Here is a 13,788-nt window from a genome sequence, read left to right as displayed (position 1 = left end):
GCCCCTGCGGGACGGCGCGACCACCCCCCCTTTGGCCAGGGCTTCCCTGGCTCCACCCCCACACCCTGGCTCCGCTCCAGGCATACCACCGGTGTTCCCGTGCAGGCCCAAGAGCTCCCACGGCGCGGTCGACGCACTCGTTTCAGCCCCCTATTCATGCGGCGCGTCAGCGTGGTGACGCATGAGGGGCTGGATTTTAACGGGATCCGTATGGCCGGAACGTGACGGTCGAATGGCGAGTTATTGATGAACGGGTGCTGCCGCAATTCCGTCCGCCCGCATGCGAGCCACCCCTGCGCGATGGGGCAAAAGGCGCTGCACGATAGGGCAGGAGCCGCTTGGGGACAGGACGGCAGGCGAGCCCGCCGCTCTCCTGGGCGCGCCGATAGCCAGGTAAATTTTGGAAGTCCGTACGGTAAATCGCGCGAGCGGGCACGGCTCTGACCCGCGCTTACGCGGCTCCTACGAGCGTTTTCCGCCTGTGACAGACCGAAAATAGACCGCAGTTGACAATTTCTGGATATCTGGCTTTGACTTGCGCTCGTTGTCGCGGCAAGTGGCCGAGAAAGTATCGAGCTCATTCAGGCCAACGATGCATGTATCCAGTTCCAGTTGGATGACCGACGAAGGCAGAGGCTGCCATGCGCTTATCAGAAGGGCTGCACACCGGCACTGTCGCCGTCATCGGGGTCGCGTCCGCGGCACCGGTGCGGGCGGAGCGCGATCACGGTGTACTTGTCGAGCTGACCGGTGTGCCGCTGCCCGCGGGCCGGACGGACGAACTGGAGTCGGCGTGGACGGCCTGCGAGGACGCGGGCATCGGCGCGGACGACCGCGCAGGCGTCGGCGTCCATCTGGCCGCCGGCACCGATGGCGCGGACGACGCGGGCGAGCTGGCACGCGTGCTCGGCCTGCACGGCCCCTGCCGGACCGGACACGACCCTCTCGCCGATGCCGTCGCCGCCCTGAGTTCCGGTGAGTGCGACCTGGCGCTGGTCGGGACGGACGGTGCTTTCGCCGTGCTCACGCGAGGGGACAGCGCACGGACCGCGACCTTCGCCTACCGGCTCGACACCGACCACGCATGGTCCGACGGCGTTCCCGCGCTGGTCGAGGCCGCGTTGCGCTCGGGAAGGGCCGAGCCCGGCCGCGCCGCGCCGGACGGACCCGCCGTCCCGATCACCTTGTCGGCGCACAACCAGGATGCGCTGCGGGCGCGGGCCGCTGACCTGCACTCGCTGATCGAGGCCGAGCCGACCCTGCCGCTCGTCGACCTCGCCTTCTCGCTCGCCACCACCCGCCCCGCTCTCGCCCACCGCGCCGTGCTGGTCGGCGGGGACCGTACCCGGCTCGCCGATGAGCTGCTCGCCGTCAGCGAGGGGCGAATACCGGTGCCGGGGCTCGCGGCCGGAGGACCGGCGCGTGCCGCGGCAGACGACGTCGCCTTTGTGTTCCCCGGTCACGGGCCGCAGTGGCTGGGCATGGCCGACGAACTCCTCGCCACGTCGCCGGTGTTCGCCGAGCAACTGCATGCCTGTGCGGAAGCCCTCACGCCGTTCGTGGACTGGCCCGTCATCGACGTGCTGCGCGGCAGGACGGACACGCCTTCCCTCGACCGCCCGGACGTGGCGCAGCCCGCACTCTGGGCGATGATGGTGTCCCTGTCCGCGCTGTGGCGCTCATGGGGAGTGCAGCCGGGTGCCGTGATCGGCTCCAGCGTCGGCGAGATCCCGGCCGCGACGGTCGCGGGCGCGCTGTCCGTCGAGGACGGCGCGCGGGCCGTGGCCCTGTTCAGCCAGGCGCAGGTGCACCTCCTCGAACGCGGGGTGATGCTCTCCGTACTGGCGTCCGCCGACGAGGTACGTGAGCGGCTCACCCGGTACGAGGGCCTCGACCTGGCCGCCGTGCACGCGCCCACGTCGGTCCTGGTCTCCGGCGACGAGGACGCGGCCACCCAACTCCTCGCCGACCTGGCCGCGGACGGGATCAGGGCCAGAGGCATCGCGATCCGTCTCGCGGCCCACGGCCGCCAGGTCGACTCCGTGCTCGACATGCTGCGCGCCGACCTCGCCCCCATCACCCCCCGCCCGACGGACGTACCGATCTACACGGCCACCACGGGCGCGAGGGTCGACCCGCTGACGCTCACCGCGGACCACTGGTGCCGCAACGTGCGCGGCACCGCTGACTTCCAGAGCGCCACACGCGCCGTCCTGGCCGCCGGGCACCGACTGCTGCTCGAGCCGAGCCCCCACCCCGTGCTCACCCGGGCCGTGCAGGAGACCGCCGAGGACGCCGCCGTGGAGGCCGCCGTCGTCGGCACCCTGCGCAGGGACCGTGGCGGCGCCGACCAGATGACCGCCGCGCTCGCCGAACTGCACACGCACGGCGTGCTCCCCGACTGGAACGCGGTGTTCGCGGGCCTGGACGCACGCGCGGTGCCGCTGCCCGCCTACCCGCTGCACGCGGCGCCCGGTGCCGTCCCCGCCCCGTCCTTCGACGACCGGCTCGCGGACGCCCCCGACCGCGCCGACTTCCTGCTCGACCTGGTCCGCGCGCAGGTGGCCGCCGTCGTCGGGCACACCGGGCCCGCCCCCGACGCGGACGCGCCGCTCCTCGAACTGGGCGTCGACTCGGCGGGCGCGGTGCGGCTGCGCAACCTGCTGAACGCGGCCACCGGCCTGAACCTGCCCGTGTCGGCGGTGTTCGACACACCGACGTGCCGTGGCCTCGCCGAGCGCATCGACCGGGCCCTGCTCGGTGCACCGGCCGATGACGACCAGCCGTCCGCCTTCGCGGTGGCCGGGGACGACGAGCCGATCGCCGTCGTCGCGATGAGCTGCCGCCTGCCCGGCGGAGTGCGCAGCCCCGAGGACCTGTGGGAGCTGCTGTCCACGGGCGGCGACGGCATCACCGCGTTCCCCACCGACCGGGGCTGGGACCTGGACGGGCGCTACGACGAGGACGCCGAGCGGGCCGGCGGCTACTACCAGCGCGAGGCCGGATTCCTGCACGACGTCGACAAGTTCGACCCGGAGTTCTTCGGGATATCGCCGCGCGAGGCACTGGCGATGGACCCGCAGCAGCGGCTTCTCCTCGAAATCGGCTGGGAGGCGATCGAGCGCGCGGGCATCGAGCCGACGGGCCTGAGGGGCAGTCAGGCAGGCGTGTTCGTGGGCGCGATGACGATGGACTACGGGCCGAGGCTGCACGAGGCCCCCGCTGACCTCGAGGGCTATCTGCTCACCGGCAACACCGCGAGCGTCGCGTCCGGCAGGCTCTCCTACTCGTTCGGGTTCAACGGACCCGCCGTCACCCTCGACACGGCATGCTCCTCGTCGCTGGCCGCCCTGCACCTGGCCGTCCAGTCGCTGCGGCGCGGCGAGTGCCCCATCGCCCTCGCGGGCGGCGTCACGGTCATGCCGTCGCCGGGCATGTTCGTGGAGTTCAGCAGGCAGCGCGCGCTCGCCCCCGACGGTCGCTGCAAGGCCTTCTCGGCGAGTGCCGACGGGTTCGGCCTCGCCGAGGGCGCCACCATGGTGCTTCTGGAGCGCCTTTCCGACGCGCGCCGCAACGGACACCCCGTACTCGCGCTGATCAAGGGCACCGCGATCAACCAGGACGGCGCGTCCAACGGACTCACCGCCCCCAGCGGCCCCGCGCAGCGCAGGGTCATCCGGCAGGCGCTCGCCGACGCGGGCGTCACGGCCGCCGAGGTCGACGCCGTCGAGGCGCACGGCACCGGCACCCGCCTCGGCGACCCGATCGAGGCGGACGCCCTTCTCGCCACCTACGGCCGTGAGCGCCCCGTGGACCGGCCGCTGCTGCTCGGCTCGGTGAAGTCCAACATCGGTCACACGCAGGCGGCTTCGGGCGTCGCGGGCCTGATCAAGATGGTGCTCGCGCTGCGGCACGGCGTACTGCCCGAAAGCCTGCACATCACCGAACCCACCCCGCACGTGGACTGGGCATCGGGCGCCGTGTCGCTGGTCACCGAGACCACGCCGTGGCCCGACGCCGGGCGCCCCCGTCGGGCCGCCGTTTCCTCGTTCGGCATCAGCGGCACCAACGCCCACGCCGTGCTCGAACAGGCGCCGGAAGAGACTCCGGTCGACCCGCTGCCGACCTCCGGCCCTGTCCCTCTGGTGTTCTCCGCGCGCACGGAGGAAGCCCTCCGCGCCCACGCCGCCCAACTTGCCCCCGCTGTAGAGGGGTTGGAGTCGGCAGATGTGGCGGATGCCTTGCTGTCGCGGTCGGTGTTCGATCACCGGGCCGTGGTGGTTTCGGGTGGTGCCGATGCGTTGGCGGCGGTTGCCGGTGGTTCGGAGTCGGCTCGTGTGGCGATCGGTGTGGCGCGGCCTGCGGGCAAGGTGGCGTTCGTGTTCCCGGGTCAGGGTTCGCAGTGGCTGGGCATGGGTGCGGAGCTGGCGGAGTCGTCGCCGGTGTTCCGCGCTTCCCTTGACGCGTGCGCTGATGCGCTCGCCCCGTATGTGGACTGGTCGTTGCACGAGGTGCTGAATGATGGCGCCGCGTTGGAGCGGGTGGATGTCGTGCAGCCCGCTTTGTGGGCGGTGATGGTGTCGCTGGCGGCGTTGTGGCGTTCGTACGGTGTGGAGCCGGACGCGGTGGTGGGCCACAGCCAGGGCGAGATCGCCGCCGCGCATGTGGCGGGGGCGCTGTCGCTGGAGGATGCGGCCAAGGTGGTCGCGCTGCGCAGCAAGGCGATCCTGGCGCTCTCGGGTCAGGGCGGGATGGTGTCCCTTTCGGTGACGGCTGATGCCGCGCGTGAGCGGATCGCGCGGTGGGACGGACGCATATCGCTCGCCGCCGTCAACGGCCCGGGTTCGGTGGTCGTGGCGGGTGATGCCGACGCCCTGGACGAGCTGATGGAGTCCTGCGCCGCCGACGAGATCCGGGCACGTCGTATCCCCGTCGACTACGCGTCCCACTCGCCGCACGTGGAGCGCATCCAGGACGAACTGGCCGCTGTACTGGCCGGGATTGAGCCGATGGCCGCGAGCGTGCCGATGCTCTCCACGGTGACGGGGGAGTGGCTGACCGGAACCGAGGTCGGCGCCGACTACTGGTACCAGAACCTGCGGAACACCGTGCGGTTCGAAGAGGCCACCCGCGGCCTGCTCGACCGGGGCATCGGCGCGTTCGTCGAGTGCAGCCCGCACCCCGTGCTCACCTTCGGGGTGCGCGAGACGCTGGACGCGACCGACGCCGACGCCGTCGTCGTGGGCACGCTGCGCCGGACCGACGGCGGCCTCGACCGCTTCCTGCTCTCCGCCGCCGAGGCATACGTGGAGGGCCTGCCGTTCGACTGGCGTGCCGTGGTGCCCGCGGGGCGGCCCGTCGACCTGCCCACCTACCCCTTCCAGCGCAGGCGGTTCTGGCTCGACGAGACCGCCCGCCCGTCCACGGCAGGCGATCCCGCCCTTGAGGAGTTCTGGTCCTCGGTGGAGCGGGGCGACCTCGCCACGACGCTGGACGTGCCCGCCGACGCGCCGCTCTCCGACGTGCTGGCAAGCCTGGGCGACTGGCGCCGCCGCAGGCAGGAGCGCTCCACCGTCGACGCGTGGCGCTACCGGGTCACTTGGGAGGCGCTCGGCACCGCCGCCACCCCGGCCCTGTCCGGCACCTGGCTCGTGATCGGCTCGCCGTCCGAGGCGGAGCACCCGTGGCATACGGCGGCCGTCGACGCGCTGCGCGCCCACGGCGCCGACGTCCTGGAGGTCGAAGGATCGGCGGATTCGCTGCGCGCCGTGGACGTCGTACCCAGCGGTGTGCTCTCCCTCCTGGCCTTCGACGAACGGCCCGACCCCGCGGCGCCTACCGTCCCGAGGGGACTGTCCGGCACGCTGGAGCTGGTACGGGCACTCGGTGACGCCGGGATCGGCGCACCGCTGTGGATGGCGACGACGGGCGCGGTGTCCGTCGGCCGGTCCGACCCGCTGACCCACCCGACACAGAGCCAGGTGTGGGGCCTTGGCCTCGCCTTCGGCCTGGAACAGCCGGGCCGCTGGGGCGGCATCGTCGACCTGCCCGTGACCCCCGACACCAGGACCGCGACGCGTCTCGCCGCCGCCCTGGCCGGACTCGCGGACGAGGACCAGCTGGCCATCCGCGCCTCCGGGTTGTCGGCGCGACGGCTGACCCCTGCCCCCGCCCCGGCCGCGGCACCCGCCTGGCACGCCACGGGCACCGTACTGATCACCGGCGGCACCGGCGCCATCGGCGGCCACGTGGCCCGCTGGCTCGCGGGCAACGGCGCCGAGCACATCGTCCTGACCAGCCGCAGTGGCGCCGACGCCCCCGGCGCGCAGGAGCTGGAGGCCGAGCTGACCGGACTCGGCGTCCGGACCACCATCGCCGCGTGCGACGCCGCCGACCGTGCCGCGCTCGCCGACCTGTTCGCCCGGCTCGACGCCGAAGGCACCCCGATCCGCTCGGTCTTCCACGCGGCGGGCACCGTTCCGTCCCTGCCGCTGGCCGAGACGGAGACCTCGGATCTCGCGTACGCCCTGGAGGCGAAGGCCGTCGGCGCGGCCCACCTCGACGAGCTGTGCGCAGGACGCGAGCTCGACGCGTTCGTGCTGTTCTCCTCCGGGTCCGCGGTGTGGGGCAGCGGCGAACTGGGCGCCTATGGCGCCGCCAACGCCTTCCTCGACGGCCTCGCGCAGCGCCGCCACGCCGAAGGCCTGCCCGCCACCTCGGTCTCCTGGGGCATGTGGGCCGGCGGCGGCATGGTGACCGGCGACCTCGACGACCAGCTGCGCCGCAGGGGCATGCGTCCCATGCGGCCGGAACTCGCGGTCGGCGCGCTCGCCGCCGCCCTCACGGCGGGCGAGACGACCGTGACGGTCGCCGACGTCGACTGGGCCCGCTTCACCCCCGGCTTCACGGCGGCCCGTTCACGCCCCCTGATCAGCGAGATACCCGACGTCGTCGCCCTCGCCGCGCAGGACGCGGCGGAACAGCCTGCCTCCGGCGGTGCGCTCGCCGACCGCCTGACCGGGCTCGCCGAGGCCGACCAGCACCGGCTCCTGCTCGACCTGGTCCGCGGCCACGCGGCGACGGTGCTCGGCCACGAAGGACCCGACACCGTCACGCCGGACCGCGCCTTCCGCGAGCTGGGCTTCGACTCCCTCACCGCCATCGAGCTCCGCAAGCGCCTCAACACCGCCACCGGCGTACGTCTGCCCGCGACCGTCGTCTTCGACCACCCGACGCCGGACGCGCTGGCCGACCACCTGTACTCCGTGGTCCTGGGCGAGCGGCAGTCCGCCGCCCCGGCCCCGGCCGCCGCCCGCGCCGCCGACGATCCGATCGCGGTGGTGGCGATGAGCTGCCGCTTCCCCGGCGGCGTACGCGGCCCCGAGGACCTGTGGTCGCTCGTCCTGGGCGGACATGACGCCGTCGGCCCGTTCCCCGACGACCGTGGCTGGGACCCCGACCGGCTGTACCCGGCCGACGCGGAGGCACAGGGCCGCAGCCGTACGTTCGAGGGTGCCTTCATGGACGACGCGGGCGGGTTCGACGCGGGCTTCTTCGGCATCGCCCCGCGCGAGGCCCTCGCGATGGACCCGCAGCAGCGGCAGGTGCTCGAACTGGCCTGGGAGGCCTTCGAGCGGGCGGGCATCGACCCGTCCTCCGTACGCGACAGCCTCACCGGCGTGTTCGTCGGCGCCTCACCGCAGAGCTACGCGGGCACCCTGGAACAGGCCACGCCCGAGATGGACGGCTACCGGCTCACCGGCGACGCGCTGAGCGTCGTGTCCGGCCGCATCGCCTACTCGCTCGGCCTGCGCGGGCCCGCCGTCACCGTGGACACCGCGTGCTCGTCCTCGCTGGTCGCCCTGCACCTCGCGGTGCAGGCGCTGCGGTCGGGGGAGTGCTCGATGGCCCTGGCGGGCGGCACGGCGATCATGGTGACGCCGACGCCCTTCGCCGAGTTCAGCCTGCAGGGCGGCCTGGCCCCCGACGGCCGGTGCAAGCCCTTCGCCGATGCCGCCGACGGCGTCGGCTGGGGCGAGGGCGCGGGCCTGATCCTCCTCGAACGGCTCTCCGACGCACGGGCCAACGGCCACGAAGTACTCGCTGTCGTCCGGGGTTCCGCCACCAACCAGGACGGCGCGTCGAACGGCCTTTCCGCACCGAACGGGCCCGCGCAGCAGCAGGTCATCCGCGCGGCGCTCGCGAACGCGGGCCTGTCCACCGCGGACGTGGACGCCGTCGAGGGCCACGGCACGGGCACCAAGCTGGGCGACCCCATCGAGGCACAGGCGCTCCTCGCCACCTACGGCCAGGACCGTCCCGCCGACCGGCCGCTGCTGCTCGGCGCCCTGAAGTCCAACATCGGCCACACCCAGGCGGCTTCGGGCATCGCGGGCGTCATCAAGATGGTGCAGGCGATGCGGCACGGCGTACTGCCCCGCACCCTCCACCTCGACCGCCCATCCGACCACGTGGACTGGACGACCGGCGCCGTGGAACTCCTCGCCGACCAGCGGCCGTGGCCCGAGGCCGGCCGGCCCAGGCGCGCAGCCGTCTCCGCGTTCGGCGTCAGCGGCACCAACGGCCACGTCATCCTCGAACAGGGCGAACCCGCCCCCGAGGCCCCGGCCACGGCCCTCGCCGACGAACCCGGCGGCCGCACCCTGGCGTGGGCGCTGTCCGCCCGCGACACCGCCGCGCTGCGCGAGCAGGCCGTCCGCCTGGCGGCCACCGTGGACGCACGGCCCGAACTGTCGCCGGTGGACGTCGCCGCGACGCTCACGACCGGGCGAGCCGCACTCGACCACCGCGCGGTCGTACTCGGCACGGGAACACCCGAACTGCGCGCCGGTCTCGACGCGCTGGCCGAAGGCGCCGACGCCCCGGGCGTGGTGCGCGGGGCCCCCGACGGCGGCAGGCTCGCCGTGCTGTTCTCCGGCCAGGGCTCCCAGCGCATCGGCATGGGCCGCGGCCTGTACGAGGCGCACCCCGCGTTCGCCGACGCGCTCGACGAGGCGTTCGCCCACCTCGACCCGCACCTCGACGTGCCGCTGCGCGACGTGGTGTTCGGCGACGACCAGGCCCTGCTCGACCGCACCGAGTACGCCCAGCCCGCGCTGTTCGCCGTAGAGGTCGCGCTGTACCGGCTGTGGGAGTCCTGGGGCCTCAAGCCCGACGCGCTCGCAGGACACTCGATCGGCGAACTGGCCGCCGCGCACGTGGCGGGCGTCTTCTCGCTGGCCGACGCCTGCACGATCGTCGCCGCCCGCGGCGCGCTCATGCAGGCGCTGCCCGCCGGAGGCGTCATGGTCGCCGTACAGGCCACCGAGGCGGAGATCGCACCGGAGTGCTCCGAGCACGTCGGCATCGCCGCCATCAACGGCCCGGACTCACTGGTCCTTTCCGGCAGCGAACCCGAGGTGCGCGAGCTCGCCGACCGCCTCAAGGCGCAGGGGCGCAAGGTCACCGGACTGCGGGTCAGCCACGCGTTCCACTCACCGCTGATGGAGCCGATGCTCGCGGAGTTCCGCCGCGTCGTGGCGGGCGCGACCGCCAACCCGCCCACGCTGCCGATCGTCTCCACCCTCACCGGCGCGCCGGTCGACGCCGATGAACTCGCCGCACCGGACCACTGGGTCCAGCACGTGCGCCGGCCCGTACGGTTCGCCGACGGCGTCACCACCCTCGTCGCGCAGGGCGTGACCACGATGGTGGAGGTCGGACCCGGCAGCGTGCTCACCGCGATGGGCCAGGACAGCGCACCCTCCGCCGTGTTCGTGCCCACGCTGCGCTCCGACAGGCCCGAACCGGACACACTGGCGCTCGCCGCCGCGCAGCTCCACGTCCGGGGCGCACGCCTCGACCTGGCCGCCGCGCTCGGCGGCCGGGGCACCCGCGTCGACCTGCCCACCTACGCCTTCCAGCACGACCGTTACTGGCTGACCGCGGCCGTCGCCCCCGCGGGCGACGGGGCGACCGCGGCACTCGGTGTCGCCACCGGCGACCACCCGCTGCTGCGCGCCGCGGTCGCGCTGCCCGACTCCGACGGCGTCGTGTTCACCGGCAGGCTGTCCACGCGGACCCAGCCGTGGCTCGCCGACCACGGCGTCGGCGACCAGGTGCTGTTCCCCGGCACGGGCTTCCTCGACCTCGCCCTGCACGCCGCGGGCCACTGCGGTCTCGACACCGTGGAGGAACTGACCCTGCAGGCCCCGCTGGCCCTGCCCGAGCGAGGCGCCCGCGTCCTGCGGGTCACGGTCGGCGCGGAGAGCGACGACAGGCGGAGCGTCCGGGTGCACTCACGGGCCGAGGACGCCGACCGGGACGCGCCGTGGACCGAACACGCCACCGGCACGCTCACCACGAGCGACGCCCCGGCGACCGAGCTCGCCGTGTGGCCGCCGCAGGGCGCGACACCGATGGACGCCGACGACGTCTACGACCGCCTCACCGAACTCGGCTACGGCTACGGCCCGGTGTTCCGTGCGCTGCGCGCGGCCTGGCGCCTCGGCTCCGACGTGTACGTAGAGGTGTCCCTGCCCGACGGGACCGGCGGCGAGGGCTTCAGCGTGCACCCCGCCCTGCTCGACGCAGCCCTGCACGCGCCGGTGCTGCGCGCTCTGGAGGAGACCGGCGGCGGCCCCCGGCTGCCGTTCGCCTTCACCGGGGTGCGGCTGCACGCCGTCGGCGCCTCGACGCTGCGGGTGCGCTGGTCGCCCAAGGGACAGGACGGGCAGAACGAGATGTCGCTGGCCGTCGCGGACCCGTCCGGCAGGCCCGTCGCGACCGTCGACTCGCTCGTGATGCGACCGGTGGAGCTCCACAAGGCCGCATCACGCACCGCCGACGCCCTGTTCGCACTGGAGTGGACGCCTGCCGACGGAGCGACAGGGGAGAGGCCGGTCAGGCTCGCCGCGCTCGAAACTCACCTCGGCCCGGACGGCCTCACCGCGGGAGACCTCGGCATCGACGTGCCGACCGTGCCCGACTTCGGCGCCCTCGACGTCGTGACCGACCTGCTCGCGCTCTGCCCCCGAGCCTCCGGCCTGAACGGGCCGGACGGAACGGACGGACCGGCGGCGCGGGATGCGGTGTCCTGGGCGCTGGAGCTGGCCCAGAACTGGATCGCCGACGAGCGGACGGCGGACACCCGCCTGGTGTTCGTGACCCGTGGCGCGGTCGACAACGAAACGCCCGACCCGGCGCAGGCCGCCGTGTGGGGGCTCGTGCGGTCGGCGCAGACCGAGAACCCCGGCCGATTCGCGCTGATCGACCTCGACGACGCAGAGGAGTCCGCCCTCGCACTGCCGGCCGCGCTGGCCACCGGTGAGCCCCAGTCGGCGGTGCGGGCCGGCCTGGTGACCGTGCCCCGGCTCGCCCGTGCCACCTCGGGCAACCTGCTCGCTCCGCCCACCGACGGCCCGTGGCGCCTCGACGTCACGGCGCGCGGCTCGCTGGACGGCCTCGCCCTGATGCCGCACCCCGAAGCAACCGCACCCCTCGCGCCCGGCGACGTACGCATCGCCGTCCGCGCCGCGGGCCTGGACTTCCGGGACGTCCTTGCCGCCCTCGACGCACACCACGGAACGGGCGAACCCAGCAGCGAGATCGCGGGCGTCGTGACCGAGGTCGGCGCGGCCGTGACCGACCTGGCCGTGGGCGACCGCGTCCTTGCCATGGCCACCAAGGGCTTCGGGTCGCTCGCGGTCACCGACCGCAGGCTGGTCGCACCCGTGCCCGCCGGATGGTCCTTCGCACGGGCGGCATCCGTGCCCCCGGCGTTCCTCACGGCCTACTACGCCCTGCACGACCTGGCACATCTGCGCCGGGGCGAGTCCGTCCTCGTGCACGACGCGGCGAGCGATGTCGGCACGGCGGCGGTGCAGCTCGCGCGGCACTGGGGCGCGAAGGTCTTCGCGACCGCGCGTCCCGCCGAGTGGGGCGCCGTACGGGCGGCGGGCGTGCCCCAGGCACACCTGGCGTCCTGCCTCGACACCGGATTCGCGGCGCACTTCGCCGCCGAGACCGGCGGACGCGGCGTGGAAGTGGTCCTGAACTCGTCGGTACGGGAGTTGGTGGACACCTCACTGCAGCAGCCGGAGCCCACGGACGGCTCCCCGCGACTGCCGGAGTTCACCGACGACTCCCCGGAAATGCGGGAGTTCGTGCAGGCCTCCCTGGAACTGCTGTCCGACGGCGGGCGGTTCATCGAGCTGGGCAAGGGCGACGTACCCGAACCCGATGACCTGCCGCCCGGCGTCAAGTACGCCACCCTCGACCAGACACAGCCGGACCCCGACCGCCTCCAGGACATGCTGGCCGAAGTGCTCGCGCTGTCCGCCGCGGGCGTGCTGAACCCCCTGCCCGTACGAGCCCGGGACGTCCGCCGCGCACCCGAGGCGCTGCGCCACCACAGCGAGAACCGGCACATCGGCAAGGTCGTCCTGACCGCGCCCGCCCCGCTCGACCCGGACCGCCCGGTCCTGGTCACCGGCGGCCTCGGCACGCTCGGCGCACTGGTCGCCCGCCACCTGGTCGCCGACCGGGGCGCCCGCAACCTCGTCCTCGCGGGACGCAAGGGCCTGGCGACCGACGGCGCACAGGAACTGCGCGACGAACTGACGGCACTGGGCGCCCAGGTGTCCGTGGCGGCATGCGACGTGGCAGACCGCGACGCCGTGGCCGCACTCCTCGCCTCCCTCGACCGGCCGCTCGGCGCGGTCGTGCACGCCGCCGGAGTCGTCGACGACGGCGTCATCGAGTCGCTGACGCCCGAGCGGGTCGACCGCGTCTTCGGGCCGAAGGTCGACGGCCTGCTGCACCTGGACGAGCTGACCCGGGACGCCGACCTGTCCGCGTTCGTCGTGTTCTCCTCCGCGGCCGGGATCATCGGCAGCGCGGGCCAGGCGAGCTACGCGGCCGCCAACGCGGCGCTCGACGCACTCGTGCGCCGCCGCCACGCCCTCGGCCTGCCCGGCGTCTCGCTCGCGTGGGGCATGTGGGCGGCCGCGAGCGGCATGACGGCAGGTCTTGACGCTGACGACCGGGCCCGGCTCGGCCGCTCCGGCATCCTCGAACTGCCCACCGAGGACGCCCTCGCGCTGTTCGACACCGCGGCGCAGGACGACCGCGCCGCACTCGTGCCCGTCCTGCTCGACACCGCGACACTGCGCGGACAGGCGGCGGACGGCACGCTGCCCCCGATCCTGCGGGGCCTGGTCCGTGCCCCCGCCCGCCGCGTCACGGCGGAGACGACCACCACGGGCGCGACGTTCACCGACACCATCGCGGGCCAGTCCGCCGCGGACCGCGAGCAGACGGTCATCGACCTGGTCTGCGCACAGGTCGCCGCGGTGCTCGGCCACGCGGCGGGCACCCAGGTCGACGCCAGCCGTGGGCTGCAGGACCTCGGGTTCGACTCACTGACCTCGGTGGAACTGCGCAACCGGCTCACCGCGGCCACCGGGCTCCGACTGCCGTCGACGCTCGTGTTCGACCACCCCTCGGCCGCCGCGATCGCCCGGCACATCCTCACGCTGCTCCCGCGCACCGAGCCCGAGCACGGGACCGGCGTACTGGACCAACTCGACCAGCTGGAAAGCGCGCTGCTCGCCCTCACCGACGACGGCACCGCCACCAAGGCGGACCTGCGGCTGCGGGCCCTGCTCGCCAAGTGGAGCGACGCGCGGGCCGACGACGTCGACGAGGACGTCGAGTCCGACCTCACATCGGCCACCGACGACGAACTCTTCGGCTACCTCGACGACGAACTCGAGACCTCGTGACCGA

At 73.8% G+C, this 13,788-nt stretch carries 1 protein-coding gene; it reads left to right on the top strand.

Annotated elements, in window-relative coordinates:
• The first annotated feature begins 641 nt into the window (after nt 1-641).
• A complete protein-coding gene (locus AC07AG_RS27955) occupies nt 642-13,784 on the top strand; it encodes a type I polyketide synthase (RefSeq protein ID WP_478758710.1) in 13,143 nt (4,380 codons plus the stop codon).
• The last annotated feature ends 4 nt before the right edge of the window (nt 13,785-13,788 follow it).

This window comes from Streptomyces sp. NPDC044044 (assembly GCF_056434405.1).
This window is presented reverse-complemented; position numbering and strand designations above follow the sequence as displayed.

Excerpts from the sequence above, each read along its gene's own strand:
- AC07AG_RS27955 (WP_478758710.1), top strand. The coding sequence starts at position 642 with ATGCGCTTATCAGAAGGGCTGCACACCGGCACTGTCGCCGTCATCGGG.